Raw genomic sequence first — 15091 nt, forward strand, 5'->3', positions numbered from 1 at the left:
ACTGCGCTACCCGCCAGTAAATACCCCGGGTAACCACAACCCGGGGAGGCGCAATGAAAGGCACCGTTCCCAGACTTCGACTCCGTCGCACCGTGGCGGCCGCCGCCGCGCTCGTCACCGTTCTGAGCGGCCTGGCGGTGGCCGCTCCCGCGGCAGCGAAGCCCGCCGGCTCCGCGACCGTACCCCTGCCGCCCGAACTCGAGGCCGTCCGGGCCGCCGAGGCGACCGCGCTCTACGGCAGCCCCGAGGAGCGGCCGCCCGCCGAACGCAGCACCTCCCTCGTCTCGCTCGGCGACAGTGAGATCTCGGGCGAGGGCACCGGCACCTACGAGCCCGGTACGAACGGGCCCGACAACTGGTGCCACCGATCGCCGGACGCCGCCATCCACCGCACCAAAATCCCCGCGGACGTCACGTACAACGTGTCCTGCTCCGGTGCGTCCACCCCCAACATCCGCATCGGCGGTAGCAAGCAGTACGCCGACGAGCTGGTCCAGAGTGACAACCTCGCCGTCAAGGCCCGCAACACCCGCGTCAAGATGGTGTTACTGGTCGCCGGTGCCAACGACGACCTCCAGTTCGGTCCCGTCATGACCGACTGCGTCACCCGCTACATCCTGATCCAAGGACCGTGCGAGCCCAAGTACGCACCGGGCTGGCAGGCCCGCGTCGACGGTCTCGTCCCCAAGGTCGAGCAGACCGTGCGCGACCTGCGCACCGTGATGCGCGACGCCGGTTACCGGGACGGCGACTACAAGCTGGTCGTCATGGGCTACCCGAGCCCGATCGGACCCGACTTCCGTGACAACCCCGATTTCCCGGGCAAACTGGCCTGCGGTGGGATGGGTTACGACTCCGACACCGTGTGGGGCCGCAACGCCGCCGTCCCCGCCTTCGAACGGGGCATGCGTGAGGCGGCACGCGCGACCGGGGCCGTGTACCTGGACAACTCCCGCCTCTTCCACGGCCATGAGGTCTGCTACCAGGACGCCTGGGCCCGCGGCCTGTACATCGACCTCGGGCACTTCCCCCCGGACGCCAACTCCGTGCGGCAGTCCTTCCACCCCAACATCCGCGGGCACGCCGCCTTCGCGTCCTGCCTGACCCAGCTCTACAACTCCGGTCTGCGGGAGGCAAGTTGTGCGGACGTCGACTCGACGGGGAAGCCGGCCCTGGTCCCGTACGCCTGGGACGACGCCTTCAAGCCGCTGCGGAACGAGGCGACCGGCGACTGCCTGGACGTCGGTGGAGCCACGAGCGCGAACGGCACCGGTGTGCTCGGTTGGGACTGTCACGGCGGCCGTAACCAGGGCTGGTGGCACGACTTTGCCCGGGGTGCCGTCCACACGGAGCTGTCCCAGGACCGCTGCCTGGACGTGCCCGCCGGCGACTACCGGCCGGGTACGGCCCTGACCGTCTGGGACTGCCACGGCGGCTCCAACCAGAAGTTCGTCCGCGACGGAGCCACGATCCGGCCGGCGTCCGCGACCGGGGTCTGCCTGACCCACGGCGCGGCGAACGAGCCGGTCCGGCTCCGGGCCTGCGACGGCTCGATGAACCAGCGCTTCGCCTGACCGGGGAGCACGGCGCCGCGGACGACGCTACGCGTCGGACGCGGCGCCGTTCTTTCCGGCGTCGGGGCTGACGAAGGAGCCCTTTCCCGGGACGGTGAAGATCAGGCCGCGATGACTGCCGCCCACCGGCAGGCACCGCGAGGCGCCGGCGGCGCAGCGCCGCCGACTGAACGGCCCGACATCCCGGCCGCCCCGTGTTCCCGTCCGGCGGCGTTCGCCGTACGCCCGCGAGCAGTCCACGTTCCTCGACGGCGCCCGCTCGCCAATCGCCCGCCCGTACCTCGAGGTGTACTCCTGCCCGGCCGCGCAGCGCAGGCGGCGGCGGACGTTGTCGCCGGCCACCGTAGGGGTGGACATCGACCAGCGGAACATCCATGCCGCCGGCGGTGCCTGGTGAGCCGGGGCGTGGCCGGCCGCTGCCGGGCGCGGCGGTCGGTGTTCGCCGTCGCGGCCGTGGTGCGGCCGGTGTGCGGCGGCTCGGTCTGCGTCCTGGCCGTGGGGCACGACGGTCCGCATCACGACCGGGCGGGGGACGCCTGGTGGGTGACCCCGGAGATCGCCGACGCCGTCAGTGTCTCCCTGCTCGCCCGTGCTCCGGCGAACGCGCCGGCGCGGCGGCAGGGGGAGCGGTGACCGGCGAGGCGGCGCCCGAGCCCGCGTTCCGGTCGCCGCGCTGCATCGTCGGCCGTCACGACCGCTGCCGCGATCATGTGCCATGCGGCAGCGGCGTACCCGGGGTGCGGCACCTGGTGTGCGCCTGCGACTGCCACATCCCGGCCAAGACCCTGCCCGAGAAGCGCACTTGACCCGACGGCGCCCCTGTACTGAGGTGATGCCCCACCGGCGCGATCAACTTTTCCGTGCGAAGGCGGAATCCTTTCGGCGGGCCCGTGCCTCCTACAGATGCCGACGAACGTCGGACAGGATCGGGAGGTCTTCATGATCATAGGAATCGCCGTCGCCGCCGGAGCCGTGCTCCTCTGCACGTGCGGCTACTTCGCCCTGCGCAAGCGAAAGCAAGCCCGTGGCTGACTCGTCCTGGCCCGGTGAACAGTTGATCGTCGCGGCCCAGCGCGGCGACGTCGACGCGATCACCGCCCTGGTGTCGGGTTCGCACCCGAACGTGCAGCGATTCGCCCGCTCGCTCTGCGCCACACCCGAGGATGCCGAGGACGCGGCGCAGGAGGCCCTGATCATCCTCTATCGCAAGATCGGGATGCTCAGGGCGTCCGGCGCGTTGGCGTCATGGATGTTTCGCATCGTCCGCAACGAGTGCCTGCGGCGCGCGCGGACGATGCGGGCCCATGCGCCCCTGCCCGAGGCCACCGTGCGCTCGGCAGAGGAAGTGGCTCTCCAGCGCATTGAGGCGGGCAGGGTGGCGGCGGCCGTCGCCGCCCTGCCGGCCGACCAGCGACGCGTGCTGATCATGCGGGACCTCCAGGGCTACAGCGGGCGAACGGCCGCCGAGGCGCTCGGCCTCAGTACCGCAGCGATGAAATCGCGTCTGCACCGCGCACGCGGTGCGGTGCAGCAGTCCCTCCGTGCCAGACCCGAACCTCCGCCTGGAGACACTTATGACGACGACCGACGCCGACGGCCCTGACTTCTCCAGTTCGTCCCTGCCCCGCCACCTCGTCCGGGGCCTGATCGGCTTCGGCGGCCTGATCGGCTCGGTGGCGTTCCTTTCGACCGCCGGCCCGGTCAGCCTGCTGCTCCTGCCGATCGGGGTACTGGCACTGCGCGGTTGCCCGATGTGCTGGACCCTGGGCCTGATGCAGACCGTCTCGCGGGGCCGTCTCCGGCGCACCTGCGAGGACGGCGGGTGCAGACTGACCGTCGCGGACCGGGGCCACGAGGCGCGCCCGAGCGCCTGACAAGAGCGATGTGACTGGCGGGCCCTGCCGCATTCTCGTTCGGGCGCCCCCGGCCGTCACCCCGTGCGAGGAATGCGGCTGCCCCCGACGGCTCGGCCCCTCCCGCAGCCTGCGGGAGGGGCCGAGCCGTCGTGTGCGGAGCTACGCCAGGCCCGGCCCGCGCACCGGGATCGACGTGAACGTCGGGGCGGGCGCCGGGTCCTGGAAGAAGTCGTTGCCCTTGTCGTCCACGACGATGAACGCCGGGAAGTCCTCGACCTCGATCTTCCAGACGGCCTCCATGCCGAGCTCCTCGTACTCGACGACCTCGACCTTCTTGATGCAGTCCTGCGCGAGCCGGGCCGCCGGGCCGCCGATGGAGCCGAGGTAGAAGCCGCCGTGCGTGCCGCACGCGTCGGTGACCTGCTTGGAGCGGTTGCCCTTGGCCAGCATGATCTTGGAGCCGCCGGCGGCCTGGAACTGCTCGACGTAGGAGTCCATCCGGCCGGCCGTCGTCGGTCCGAAGGAGCCGGAGGCGTAACCCTCGGGGGTCTTCGCCGGACCCGCGTAGTAGACCGGGTGGTCCTTCAGGTACTGCGGCATCTCCTCACCCGCATCGAGGCGCTCCTTGATCTTCGCGTGCGCGATGTCGCGGGCGACGACGAGCGGGCCGGTCAGCGAAAGGCGGGTCTTGACCGGGTACTTGGAGAGCTCGGCCAGCATCTCGTCCATCGGCCGGTTGAGGTCGATCCTCACGACGTCACCGGCCTCGTCCAGGTGCTCGTCCGTCGTGTCCGGCAGGAAGCGCGCCGGGTCGGTCTCCAGCTGCTCCAGGAAGACGCCCTCCGCCGTGATCTTGGCGACGGCCTGGCGGTCGGCGGAGCAGGAGACGGCGATGGCGACGGGCAGCGAGGCGCCGTGCCGCGGCAGGCGCACCACACGCACGTCGTGGCAGAAGTACTTGCCACCGAACTGCGCGCCGATGCCGATCTTCTGGGTGAGCTCGAAGACCTTCTTCTCCAGCTCCTCGTCACGGAAGCCGTGGCCGAGCTCCGACCCCTCGGACGGCAGCTCGTCCAGGTAGTGCGCGGACGCGTACTTCGCGGTCTTCAGCGCGAACTCGGCACTGGTGCCGCCGACGACGATCGCCAGGTGGTACGGCGGGCACGCGGCCGTGCCCAGCGAGCGGATCTTCTCCTCCAGGAACTTCATCATGGAGGCCTCGTTGAGGACCGCCTTGGTCTCCTGGTAGAGGAAGGACTTGTTGGCGCTGCCGCCGCCCTTGGCCATGAAGAGGAACTTGTAGGCGCCGCCGTCGGTCGCGTACAGCTCGATCTGCGCCGGAAGGTTGGAGCCGGTGTTCTTCTCCTCCCACATGGTGATCGGGGCCATCTGCGAGTACCGGAGGTTCAGCTCGGTGTACGCGTCGTAGATGCCGCGCGACAGGGCCTCCTCGTCGCCGCCCTCGGTGAGCACGTTCTGGCCGCGCTTGCCCATGACGATCGCGGTGCCGGTGTCCTGGCACATCGGGAGCACGCCGGCGGCGGCGATGTTCGCGTTCTTCAGCAGGTCGAGCGCGACGAACTTGTCGTTCGACGACGCCTCCGGGTCGTCGATGATCCGCCGCAGCTGCGCGAGGTGGGCCGGACGCAGGAAGTGCTGGATGTCGTGGATCGCCTCGGAGGCCAGCTTGCGCAGTGCCTCCGGCTCGACCTTGAGGAAAGTGCGGCCGTCGGCCTCGAAGGTGGAGACGCCCTCGGCCGTCACCAGACGGTACGGCGTGGCGTCCTCGCCGAGCGGCAGCAGATCCGTATACGCGAACTCCGGCATTTCGCCCATTCCTCATTTCGCAGACAGCAGCGTGCCTTCGTTGGCAGCACCATCCAATGTAAGACGCCCGCGCGGACCCGATCCTGTGAGGTAAGGCTCACTGGCCGGGATCATGGCCGGACCGGGGCCGCGCGGGCGGGGCAGGGGGTGGCGCTACCGGGTGACGGTCGCCGTCAGCCGGTACGGGTTGTCGAGGAGCGGGGACGTGCGCCGGGACTCCACGACCAGCTCCCAGACGCCCGCCGCCGGCGCCTTGTAGGTGCGGGCGGACGGGTCACAGCCGTTCCCGCCGAGGTAGCCGGAGTAGCAGGACAGCGAGCCGGGCGTGGCGGACTCGCCGCTGACACCGGTCGGCCGGAACGCCCACCAGCGGGTGTGGCTGCCGTCGGCAAGGCCGTCGAGCTTCACGTTCAGCGCCGTGGTGCCCGCCGGTACGGCGACGGTGTAGTGGACCGTGCCGTTGCGCTCGGCGACGCCGGTCACCTCGTACGTGGTGCCCTCCGCCAGCGGCGTCGCCGCCTCGACGGCCAGCATCGCGGACTGCTCGACCGCCTCGGTCGCCGGGTTGTCGATGGTCAGGACCGCGCTGTGGACGCCCTGCGTGGCCGGCTCGGCGACGACCTTCACGACGGTCGGTTCGTTCAGGCCGAGCATGACCGTGGGCGGCACCGAGAAGGTCCCGTCGTCACCCGTCAGCGCCAGGAGATAGGGCACCGCCCGGGCCGGGCCCGACGTGCGCGTCACGGTCACGTCGTACGTACGCGACTCGCCGATGCCCTGGCCGCCGTTGCCCGGGGCGCAGCTGTTGAACACGCCGCTGCCGGTGTGCGGGGTGAGCAGCCTGCCGGAGAGCGGAGTGCACACGGGTGCGACGACGCTCACCGCCTCGACCGCGGTGTCCTCACCGGAGAGGTACCTCCATGCGCCCGGGACGTCGAGGCCGCCGCGGCCCTGGGCGACGGCGGGAACCTCGTCGTTGTAACGGGCCGACGAGTAGAGAGCGCTGCGGAGCTCGGCCGGGGTGGCGCTGACGTCACGCTGCTTCGCGGCCGACAGCAGCAGGGCCGCCGCGCCGGCGGCCTGCGGGGACGCCATCGAGGTCCCGTTCATCATCGAGTAGCCGACGGGCAGGGTGTAGCCGGTCTCGGGGACGGAGGAGTTGGGCAGCCAGTCGGGGACGGTGGACACGGCCGCGCCGGGAGCGGTCAGGTCCGGCTTGAAGCCGCCGTCCTCACGCGGTCCGCGCGACGAGAACGGGAAGACGCCCAGCTCGTCACGCACCTGCGACCCGTAGTTCGCCCACCACGTCGCCCGGGAGACGGACGCGCCGACGCTGACGACCTTGTCGGCGGCCGTCGGATCGCCGACGGTGTTCGCACCGGCACCCGAGTTGCCGGCGGAGATGAAGAGCTGGACCCCGGACTCGTCGATCAGCCGGTTGTAGACGAGGGCACGGGCGCTCTGCCCGTCGTTGAACTCGGGCGAGGAGCCGATGGACATGTTGATCACGTCGACACCGTGCTTGGTGGCGAGATCGATCATGCCGTCGGTCAGGGCGGCGCTGGAGCACCCGAAGGAGTGGCAGGCACGCATCGAGACCAGCTTCGCACCGGGCGCCTGGCCGTCCGCCCGGCCGCCGAACATGCCGTTGGCCGCCGTGATGCCCGCGACATGGGTGCCGTGCGCCTCGGTGATGACGTTCACGTTGACGCTGATGGTGTCGGGGAAGAAGTCGTTCCTGACCTGGACGGTGAACGGTATCCGCTCGTTGACCGGCGTCGACGGGTCATCGGTCCCGAAGTGGGCGATCTGCTGCTTGTCCTTGTACGGGCGCAGCAGTTCCTCGTCGGTGAAGTCGTGGTCGAGGTCGGTGTCGACCCACACCGCGGAGTCCGACTCGCGGAACAGCGTCGGTACGACGGTCGCTCCCTGGGGCAGCTGGATCGGACGCAGGCCGATGCGCAGGTCGGCCGAGTCCGGCGCCTTCCACGTCTCGCCGCGGACCTGGTCGGTGAAGACCGGCCCGGACACCTTGGCCGTCGCCGACAGGTTCTGCCAGGTCGCATCGAAGAGCAGGTCGATCAAGTTCCGCGGGTCGGTCCCGGCGACCGTGTCGACGAGCTTGCGCTCCCCGGTGGTGGTGGTCGCGAGCGCCGGATGGGTCGGATCGACTCCGGTGTCCATGATGCCGATGGTGACGCCGCGGCCGTCGTAGGAGGGGTTGCCCTCCTTGAACCGAACAGAGCCGGTCTCCCGGGTCGGCATGTAGGCGTTGCTGTCGGGGGTCTTCGCGGAGGGTGCCTCCGGCCCCTGCCCGCCGGCGGCCACGGCGTCCGACCCGCCCGGGCGGACCTCGTCGATCCTCAGCAGCTCGTCCACGTCGACGGCGGCGACGTCCTCGATGGCGGCGACCCGGTCCACCATGCCGAACGGCACGTTGGCCTTGATGTAGCCGACGGCCGACTCGGTACGGGCGCTCTCGATCCCGAGGGCCGCGAGCGCTCGCTCCGCCTCGGCGGTCCGGCCCTCCCGGACGGCGATCAGCAATGTCGCGAAGTCCGGGACCGCCCGGTCGGCGTTCTTCATGGTGGTGCGGGCAAGGTGCTGCTTGCGGTAGTTCGCGAGGAGCGCGCGGTCGTGGCTGCCGAGCTTGTCGGCGGACTGCGTCGCGGCGACGGACACGTCGGGCTCGGCGGTGGCAGGGGTCGCCTGCGCGGGCAGAGCGGTGAGGGCAAGGCTCCCGGCGGCGAGCAGCGCCGTCGCGATCGCGACGGCGCTGCGCCCGGCTCTTGGGTTCGTGGCGGTGGAGCGGGGACGGGACATGGTCATCCTTCAGCACTGGAGGGCTGTGAACGGCCGTCACACTGGCAGGTGGTGACTGCCTTTCATCAGCCCTCGCGGCTGTCGCGTTGGCGTCCTGTCACAAATGCGACAGCCCGTCCGGCGCCGTCCCCGTCGCCTCGTGCGGCCGGGCCGCACGCCGTCGCGCGCCCTCTCTCCCCGTCCCGGGACTACGGTTCGATCCAGCCCAGACGGGCGGCCTGCCAGCCGAGTTGGAGGCGTGTCTGCACCCCTGCCAGAGCGATGAGGCGCTGTACGCGCCGCTGCACCGTGCGCATGCTCACGCCCCACTGCGAGGCAATGGCCTGGTCGGTGCAGCCCGTCAGGAGCAGCGACAGCAGTCGCCGGTCGGAGGCCGACAGCGGCCCTTCAGGCACGCCCGCCAGGGCCGCGGGCACGGGCAGGGCCGTTGCCCAGATCCGGTCGAAGAGCCAGTTGAGGGCCTCCAGGAGGATGCCGGTGCGCACCACCAGCCCGACCGGCGCCCCCGGCGCCTGCCGGCGGGGGAGCGCCAGGGCGATCCGCCGGTCGGCGATGACCAGCTTCAGGGGGACCTCCGGCGTGACGCGCATCTCCTCGCCCAGGGCGGCCCACTCCTCCAGCAGCAACGGGTTGTCCGCGCTGTCGAGTTCGAGCGTGGCCCGCTCGTACGCCGCCCGGTAGCGCACCCCGGCACGCAGGGCGTCCCGTTGCCCGGTGTTGTCCGAGGCGGTCACCACCACGGCCGGGCCGGCGACCAGGCTGGACACCTCCTTGGCGCCGCGCTGGATCTGGCGGTAGCGGTCCGCGATGGCGGCGGCCCCTTCCAAAGCCTCCACCGGCTCGGCGCCCGATCCGCCCTGTCCGTGTGCGCGGTGCTCGGCGGCGAGGCGTTCGACGGCGAGCTGCACCCGGCGCACCTCGTCCATACGTTGAAGCACCATCAGGTTCAACGTGACCTCGGGCGGCGCCGCGTGGTAGCCGGCAGGCCGGCCCGGGCGCCGGGTCACCAGCCCCTTCGCCTCCAGCCGGGCGAGTGCCGGGACCACCTCCTCGGCGGCGATCCCGGTGCGGGCCGCCACGGCCGTCGCGTCGGCTGCCGGAGCTCTGAGCAGGCAGACGTAGACCTGCTCCTGCACGGCGTCGAGTCCCAGACTTTCGAGCATCGCCCCGCCTCCTCGTGACCCGTCCTGCCCGGTGCTCGCACCGAGGGGCCCGACGGCTCGCCCCTCGCACGCCGGCATCCGGCGGTCCTGTGTACGGCGGGCCCGTCCGGGACCATGCCAGAGGCGGATCCGGCGGTGACTCCGGAACGCGCGGCGGGTTCCCGCCAGGCCGGTTTCCGCCAGATCTTGGGCGTCGGCCCGCGTCCGGGCGGGTGGCCGCCTCGGCCGGAACGGCGTGGGCCACTAGTCGCGATCTATCGCGTTTCGCTAGGCTGGTGCCGTGGACCTCGACAAGCATGATTCAGCGGCCTCCGGGCGCGGGGAGCCCCAGAAGCCGGCCGTCCCGCTGGACCCCGGCGGCGCCATCCGTGCCTCCGACGCCGACCGCGACCGGATCGCGGACATCCTCCGCGACGCCCTGGCCGAGGGCCGGCTGGACGCCGAGGAGCATTCGGAGCGCATCGACGCGGTCTACCGGGCCAAGACCGTGGGCGAGCTGGAACCGATCGTGCGGGACCTGCCCGCCGCCGGCCGGCGGTCCGCCGCGGCCGCCGCTCACGCCTACGACGACTCGGTGGACCCGGGCGGCCCGGCCGAGAGCCTCGTCGCGGTCTTCTCCAGCTCGACCCGAAAGGGCCGTTGGCGCGTGGGCCGCAGGACGAACGCCTTCTCGCTCTTCGGGAGCATCGAGATCGACCTCACCGAGGCGCTCTACGGGCAGCGCCTGTCGGTGATCAACGCGACCTCGATCTTCGGCAACGTCGAGGTGCGCGTCCCCGAGAACATCTCCCTGCGCGGCAGCGGAACCGGCATCTTCGGGAACTTCGAGGTCGTGACGCTGGAGGCCGCCGACCCCGAGGCGCCGGTGGTCGTCGTCAACGGCTACACGATTTTCGGCAATGTCGAGGCGAAGCCGAAGCGCGGCCGGCGGATCTCCGACCTCCACGACCGGCTCCGCAAACACCTGCACTGACGGATCCGCGGCCGACGGCCGGACACGGCCGGGCGCGGCCCGGCGCCGGGGGCGCTTTCGCGCCGCACGCGCCGATCCGCAATTTCGTACGTCGGAACTCAGTGCCACTCAGTGCATAGGCGCGCGCACAGCGGGTAGGGACTGCTGCATCGTCTCTCGCTCGCGAATCCCGTCGTCAGGAGTAGACCGTGCTGCAACTGCCGCATCAGTCCCTGCAGGTGGCCGCCGTGCCGCACCAGCGCATTCCTGCCCGGGAGGACCAGGCAGGTCCCTGGCACGCGGAGGCGGTGTGCCGCCGGGACGAGGCGGGACTGTTCTTCGCGCCCTCCAAGGAGCCGACGGCCGAGCGGCTGTCGCGGGAGGAGGCGGCGAAGAGGGTCTGCGCCCGCTGCCCGGTGATGGTGGAGTGCCGGGAGCACGCACTGCTCCAGCCCGAGCCGTACGGCGTGTGGGGCGGCCTCACCGCCGCGGAGCGCCGCGTCGTGCTGGCCCGGCGCAGGCGCCGCGACGTCGAGGTGAAGAAGTCGGCCTCAGCGGCCTGACCCTGGAAGACGGCACGGGAAACGGGGCGCCCCCGCACATAGGGCGCCCCTTCCGCTTGTCTGCTCCGCATGCGGGCCGGCGCTGCCGGCCCGCATGCTACTGCGCGCGGTCGAAGTCGATCTGGCTGTACGCCCGGAGCTTCGACAGCCGGTGGGTGGAGTCGATCTGCCGGATGGTGCCCGACTTGGAGCGCATCACCAGGGACTGGGTGATCGCGGTCTCCGCGCGGTAGCGGACGCCGCGCAGGAGCTCGCCGTCCGTGATGCCGGTGGCGACGAAGAAGACGTTCTCGCCGGAGACCAGGTCGTCGGTGCTCAGGACGCGGTCCAGGTCGTGGCCCGCGTCGATCGCGCGCCGGCGCTCGTCGTCGTCCTTCGGCCACAGCTTGCCCTGGATCACGCCGCCCAGGCACTTGATGGCACACGCCGAGATGATGCCCTCGGGCGTACCGCCGATGCCCAGCAGCAGGTCGACGCCGGTGCCCTCCTTGACAGCCATGATCGAACCGGCGACGTCGCCGTCCGAGATGAACTTGATCCGCGCCCCGGTCTCGCGGATCTCCCTGACGATCCCCTCGTGCCGGGGACGGTCGAGGATGACGACCGTGACGTCCTCGGGCGAGGAGTGCTTCGCCTTGGCGACCCGCCGGATGTTCACGGACACGGGGGCGTTGATGTCGACGTAGTCGGCGGCCTCGGGGCCGGTGACCAGCTTGTCCATGTAGAAGACGGCGGACGGGTCGAACATGGTGCCGCGGTCGGCGGCGGCGAGGACGGCGATGGCGTTGGGCATGCCCTTGGCCGTCAGCGTGGTGCCGTCGATCGGGTCGACGGCGATGTCGCACTCGGCACCGGTCCCGTCGCCGATCCGCTCGCCGTTGAACAGCATCGGGGCCTCGTCCTTCTCGCCTTCTCCGATGACGACGACGCCGTTCATCGAGACGGTGGAGACGAGGGTCCGCATGGCCTTGACCGCGGCGCCGTCGGCGCCGTTCTTCTCACCACGCCCGACCCAGCGGCCGGCGGCCATGGCGGCGGCCTCGGTGACCCGGACGAGCTCCAGGGCGAGGTTGCGGTCGGGGGCCTCGGGGGAGACCTCGAGCTGGGACGGCAGATGATTCTCGGTCATCGGAGCGCACCTTTCTGTACGACGACGGCCGTATATAAAGAGGGTGGTGCGACTCTATCGGTACGTCGACATATTGAGCAGAGGGGCCCACGGATGAGCAGACCTGCCGGATGCGAACATGGTGGACGTGGCAGGTATGCGAGGCAAGCAGACTATCCGGGGCATGTTCCAGTCCATGGCGGTGATCGGGGTCGTCGTGGCGGGCATCTACATGCTCGTTCCCCACGACGAGAACGCCGACCCGATCAGGACGGTCGACTACCGCGTCGAACTGGTGACGGCGCAGCGCGCCGCCCCGTACCCGGTGGCGGCGCCCGACGGGCTGGACAAGGGATGGCGGGCCACCTCGGTGACGTTCGAGCGGGACAAGGCCCACGCCTGGCACCTCGGCTTCCTCGACCCCCGGGACCAGTACGTGGCAGTGGAGCAGTCCACGGCCCGGCCCGCCGACAAGTACGTCCGTGAGGTCACGCACGACGCCGTCAAGACGGAGCGGACCCAGCAGGTGGCCGGACGGACCTGGCAGTTCTGGGACGGTCCGAAGTACGACGCCCTTGTGCTGACCGACGACCGCGCGACGACCGTTGTCACCGGCACGGCGGGGCCGGAGCGGCTCGCCGAGATGGCCGCGGCCCTCAAGGCCGGGGAGCCCGCCGGCACGGCGTCGCCCACCCCGTCGGCGAAGCCCTCCGCCGGCTCCTGACCCCCGGGAACCCGCGCCGCGCGGGCCCGCCCCCTTACGGCGAAGGCCGCCGCACCCGTGTGGGTGCGGCGGCCTTCGTATGCGTGCGGGGCCCGGACGCTGCGGCGCCGTGGGACGCGTCGCTCAGACGGTGGTGACGACGTCCTCGTACGACAGGCGCGGGGAGCGCGGGAACCAGGCGTCGTCACCCGGCTTGCCGATGTTCACGACCATCAGGGGGGTGTGGTCGTCGTCCAGGAACTCCTTCTGGATGCCGGCGGCGTCGTAGCCCGTCATCGGACCGGCGGCGAGGCCGGCGGCGCGGACGCCGACGATGAAGTACGCGGCCTGGAGGGCGGCGTTCAGACCGGCGGCCTGCTCACGGACCGGGCGCTCGCTGAAGAACATGTCCTTGGCCTGCGGGAAGTGCGGCAGCAGCGACGGCAGCTCCTCGTGGAACTCGTTGTCGGCCGCCAGGATCGCGACCAGCGGGGCGGAAGCGGTCTTCGCCTGGTTGCCCTCCGCCATGTGGCCGACGAGGCGCTCGCGGGCCTCGGCGGAGCGGACCAGCACCACGCGCAGCGGGCTCTGGTTGAAGGCGGTCGGGCCGAACTTGACCAGGTCGTAGATCGCCTGGACCTGCTCCTCGGTCACCGGCTCGTCGGTGAACGTGTTGGCCGTACGGGCCTCACGGAAGAGGAGGTCCTGGGCGACGGGGTCAAGAACGAGGGACATGGGGCGTACCTTCCGCGTGCGTGAAAAAGCCTTACGGGGGCTGCCAACCGCGCCGGGTTGAATTAAATTTCAACTACATGCGGAATGTGACCGTCCTCACACTGACTCCCTGGGCGGTCCCTCCGCCTCGGCACGGACGGCTCTGCCCCGCCACAGCGGGGGCTCACCGCCCACGGTCCCTGCGGCCCCGCGTCCGCCTCCCGGCGGCGCCCACACGCCCAGGGGGCCCTGTGTCCGTCTCCCCGGTACGCCCACGCACCGACGACGGCACGCTCACCCGCCGTCGGCCGTCCCGTCCTCCTCCGGCTTCGCCAGCGCCGCGTCCAGGCGTGCCCGCGCGCCTTCGAGCCAGTGACGGCACACCTTCGCCAGCTCCTCGCCGCGCTCCCACAGCGCCAGCGACTCCTCGAGCGTGGTGCCGCCGGCCTCCAGCCGGCGCACGACCTCGATCAGCTCGTCACGGGCCTGCTCGTATCCGAGCGCGGCCTCTTCCGTCTTGGCAGCCATGCGATCCACCCTATGTATGAGTTACGACAACAGAACCGGCGCACACCGCGCGCGTCACTCGCCGACCCGCACAGGGAACTCGCCCTCAGCGACGCGTGCCCGCAGCGGCTCCCCCGCGGTCACCTCGTCCGGCGAGCGCACCACCGCCCCGTCGGCGCGCTGGAGCACCGCGTATCCCCGCTCCAGCGTCGCGGCGGGCGACAGCGAGACGACCCGCGCCCGGGTGTGGGACAGCTCCGAGTCCGCGCGGTCCAGCAGATGGCCGAGGACCCGCCGGCTCCGGGCGACCAGAGCGTCGACCTCGGCCGCGCGCTCGTCCACCATCCGCTGCGGATGCTCCATGCACGGCCTGGCCAGCGCGTGCGCGAGACCGCGCTCCTCCCTGTCCAGCAGCCCCTGCACGGTGCGCAGCGCCCGGTCCCGCAGCTGCCGCACCCGGACCAGCTCCTCGCCCACGTCCGGGACGACCTTCTTCGCCGCGTCGGTCGGTGTGGAGGCGCGCAGGTCGGCGACCAGGTCCAGCAGCGGTGAGTCGGGCTCGTGACCGATCGCCGACACGACCGGCGTCGAGCACGCCGCCACCGCGCGTACCAACTGCTCGTCCGAGAACGGCAGCAGGTCCTCCACGCTGCCCCCGCCGCGCGCCACGATGATCACGTCCACGTCGTCCAGCGCGTCCAACTCCTTCACTGCCTGGACCACCTGCGCCACGGCGTGCACCCCCTGCACGGCCACGTTGCGCACCTCGAAGCGGACGTGCGGCCAACGCCTGCGCGCGTTCTCCAGCACGTCCCGCTCGGCGGCGGACGCCCGGCCGCAGACCAGTCCCACCCGGTGCGGCAGGAACGGCAGGGCCTTCTTACGGTCCGGCGCGAACAGCCCCTCCGCGCCGAGTGACCGCTTCAACTGCTCCAGCCTGGCCAGCAGTTCACCGATGCCGACCGGCCTTATCTCGACCGCCCGCAGCGACAGCTGCCCCCTCGGCGCGTACCACTCCGGCTTGGCGTGCACGACGACCCGGGCGCCCTCGGCCACCACGTCGGCGACGGCGTCGAAGACCTGCCGGAAGCAGGTGACGCCCACCGAGATGTCGTACGACGGGTCGCGCAGCGTCAGGAAGACGACACCGGCGCCCGGACGCCGCGACAGCTGGGTGATCTGTCCCTCCACCCAGACCGCCCCGAGCCGGTCGATCCAGCCGCCGATGAGCCGTGACACCTCGCCGACCGGCAGAGGGGATTCCGCGGACGTGTCGATAGCCATGCGCCGAGCGTAACGGC

16 protein-coding genes are annotated in these 15091 nt (G+C 71.4%); 8 read left to right on the forward strand and 8 right to left on the reverse strand.

From position 1 onward, the window contains the following. Positions 1-53 precede the first annotated feature (53 nt). Positions 54-1574, forward strand: coding sequence for a ricin-type beta-trefoil lectin domain protein (locus MDN94_RS13410; RefSeq protein ID WP_482726063.1), 1521 nt, complete (start codon positions 54-56; stop codon positions 1572-1574). Positions 1575-1601: 27 nt separating this feature from the next. On the opposite strand, the gene MDN94_RS13415 is transcribed toward MDN94_RS13410, so the two are convergent. Next, positions 1602-1931 carry a hypothetical protein gene (locus MDN94_RS13415; RefSeq protein WP_482726064.1) on the reverse strand — a complete coding sequence of 110 codons (330 nt, stop codon included), beginning with the start codon at positions 1929-1931 and terminating at the stop codon, positions 1602-1604. Positions 1932-1979: 48 nt separating this feature from the next. On the opposite strand from MDN94_RS13415, the gene MDN94_RS13420 reads away from it, so the two are divergent. The 4 genes from MDN94_RS13420 to MDN94_RS13435 all read left to right on the forward strand — a co-directional run bounded on the left by MDN94_RS13420 (position 1980) and on the right by MDN94_RS13435 (position 3448). After that, positions 1980-2207 (forward strand): hypothetical protein, encoded by a 228-nt coding sequence (locus tag MDN94_RS13420; RefSeq protein WP_482726065.1) that lies wholly within the window; start codon positions 1980-1982, stop codon positions 2205-2207. A gap of 306 nt (positions 2208-2513) precedes the next feature. Continuing rightward, complete coding sequence (locus tag MDN94_RS13425; RefSeq protein ID WP_441263982.1) at positions 2514-2606, forward strand: LPXTG cell wall anchor domain-containing protein; 93 nt, start codon at positions 2514-2516, stop codon at positions 2604-2606. Next, entirely contained in the window at positions 2599-3177 is a 579-nt protein-coding gene (locus MDN94_RS13430; protein ID WP_482726066.1) for an RNA polymerase sigma factor, read from the forward strand. Before MDN94_RS13425 ends, MDN94_RS13430 begins: the two co-directional genes overlap by 8 nt. Then, complete coding sequence (locus tag MDN94_RS13435) at positions 3149-3448, forward strand: hypothetical protein (protein ID WP_482726067.1); 300 nt, start codon at positions 3149-3151, stop codon at positions 3446-3448. Before MDN94_RS13430 ends, MDN94_RS13435 begins: the two co-directional genes overlap by 29 nt. A 141-nt stretch (positions 3449-3589) precedes the next feature. On the opposite strand, the gene MDN94_RS13440 is transcribed toward MDN94_RS13435, so the two are convergent. The 3 genes from MDN94_RS13440 to MDN94_RS13450 all read right to left on the reverse strand — a co-directional run bounded on the left by MDN94_RS13440 (position 3590) and on the right by MDN94_RS13450 (position 9243). Continuing rightward, a complete protein-coding gene (locus MDN94_RS13440) occupies positions 3590-5266 on the reverse strand; it encodes a fumarate hydratase (protein WP_482726068.1) in 1677 nt (558 codons plus the stop codon). A 144-nt stretch (positions 5267-5410) separates the two neighbouring features. Further along, positions 5411-8080, reverse strand: a complete 2670-nt coding sequence (locus MDN94_RS13445) for a S8 family serine peptidase (RefSeq protein WP_482726069.1) — start codon at positions 8078-8080, stop codon at positions 5411-5413. A 188-nt stretch (positions 8081-8268) separates the two neighbouring features. Next, entirely contained in the window at positions 8269-9243 is a 975-nt protein-coding gene (locus MDN94_RS13450; protein ID WP_482726070.1) for a helix-turn-helix domain-containing protein, read from the reverse strand. A gap of 280 nt (positions 9244-9523) precedes the next feature. Between MDN94_RS13450 and MDN94_RS13455 the strand changes: the two genes are divergently transcribed. Beyond that, positions 9524-10216, forward strand: a complete 693-nt coding sequence (locus MDN94_RS13455) for a DUF1707 SHOCT-like domain-containing protein (protein ID WP_482726071.1) — start codon at positions 9524-9526, stop codon at positions 10214-10216. A gap of 188 nt (positions 10217-10404) precedes the next feature. Beyond that, the gene (locus MDN94_RS13460; RefSeq protein ID WP_159687804.1) at positions 10405-10758 is read left to right on the forward strand and encodes a WhiB family transcriptional regulator; all 354 of its coding nucleotides are present in this window, start codon (positions 10405-10407) and stop codon (positions 10756-10758) included. Between the two features lie 97 nt (positions 10759-10855). Here MDN94_RS13460 and glpX read toward each other — a convergent pair whose 3' ends face one another. Then, the gene (gene glpX / locus MDN94_RS13465; RefSeq protein ID WP_441263989.1) at positions 10856-11887 is read right to left on the reverse strand and encodes a class II fructose-bisphosphatase; all 1032 of its coding nucleotides are present in this window, start codon (positions 11885-11887) and stop codon (positions 10856-10858) included. Between the two features lie 136 nt (positions 11888-12023). Here glpX and MDN94_RS13470 point away from each other — a divergent pair, with 136 nt between their 5' ends. Then, positions 12024-12590: a DUF4245 domain-containing protein gene (locus MDN94_RS13470; RefSeq protein WP_482727067.1), complete on the forward strand. Its 567-nt coding sequence runs from the start codon at positions 12024-12026 to the stop codon at positions 12588-12590. A gap of 123 nt (positions 12591-12713) precedes the next feature. Here the strand turns inward: MDN94_RS13470 and MDN94_RS13475 are convergent, their stop codons facing one another. From MDN94_RS13475 to xseA, 3 genes are all read right to left on the reverse strand, one after another. After that, on the reverse strand, positions 12714-13304 hold the full coding sequence (locus MDN94_RS13475) for a malonic semialdehyde reductase (RefSeq protein WP_005312557.1): 591 nt from the start codon (positions 13302-13304) through the stop codon (positions 12714-12716). A 273-nt stretch (positions 13305-13577) separates the two neighbouring features. Further along, complete coding sequence (locus tag MDN94_RS13480) at positions 13578-13811, reverse strand: exodeoxyribonuclease VII small subunit (RefSeq protein WP_453463501.1); 234 nt, start codon at positions 13809-13811, stop codon at positions 13578-13580. 54 nt (positions 13812-13865) lie between these two features. After that, complete coding sequence (gene xseA, locus MDN94_RS13485) at positions 13866-15074, reverse strand: exodeoxyribonuclease VII large subunit (RefSeq protein WP_482726072.1); 1209 nt, start codon at positions 15072-15074, stop codon at positions 13866-13868. Positions 15075-15091: the final 17 nt, after the last annotated feature.

It is taken from the genome of Streptomyces sp. WAC00040, assembly GCF_056835925.1.

Bases quoted from the DNA above. Each gene is read 5' to 3' on its own strand.
- MDN94_RS13475 (WP_005312557.1), bottom strand. From the start codon at position 13,304: ATGTCCCTCGTTCTTGACCCCGTCGCCCAGGACCTCCTCTTCCGTGAG.
- MDN94_RS13470 (WP_482727067.1), top strand. From the start codon at position 12,024: ATGCGAGGCAAGCAGACTATCCGGGGCATGTTCCAGTCCATGGCGGTG.
- MDN94_RS13450 (WP_482726070.1), bottom strand. From the start codon at position 9,243: ATGCTCGAAAGTCTGGGACTCGACGCCGTGCAGGAGCAGGTCTACGTC.
- MDN94_RS13445 (WP_482726069.1), bottom strand. From the start codon at position 8,080: ATGTCCCGTCCCCGCTCCACCGCCACGAACCCAAGAGCCGGGCGCAGC.
- MDN94_RS13435 (WP_482726067.1), top strand. From the start codon at position 3,149: ATGACGACGACCGACGCCGACGGCCCTGACTTCTCCAGTTCGTCCCTG.
- xseA (WP_482726072.1), bottom strand. From the start codon at position 15,074: ATGGCTATCGACACGTCCGCGGAATCCCCTCTGCCGGTCGGCGAGGTG.
- MDN94_RS13440 (WP_482726068.1), bottom strand. From the start codon at position 5,266: ATGGGCGAAATGCCGGAGTTCGCGTATACGGATCTGCTGCCGCTCGGC.
- MDN94_RS13410 (WP_482726063.1), top strand. From the start codon at position 54: ATGAAAGGCACCGTTCCCAGACTTCGACTCCGTCGCACCGTGGCGGCC.
- MDN94_RS13415 (WP_482726064.1), bottom strand. From the start codon at position 1,931: ATGTCCACCCCTACGGTGGCCGGCGACAACGTCCGCCGCCGCCTGCGC.
- MDN94_RS13480 (WP_453463501.1), bottom strand. From the start codon at position 13,811: ATGGCTGCCAAGACGGAAGAGGCCGCGCTCGGATACGAGCAGGCCCGT.
- glpX (WP_441263989.1), bottom strand. From the start codon at position 11,887: ATGACCGAGAATCATCTGCCGTCCCAGCTCGAGGTCTCCCCCGAGGCC.
- MDN94_RS13425 (WP_441263982.1), top strand. From the start codon at position 2,514: ATGATCATAGGAATCGCCGTCGCCGCCGGAGCCGTGCTCCTCTGCACG.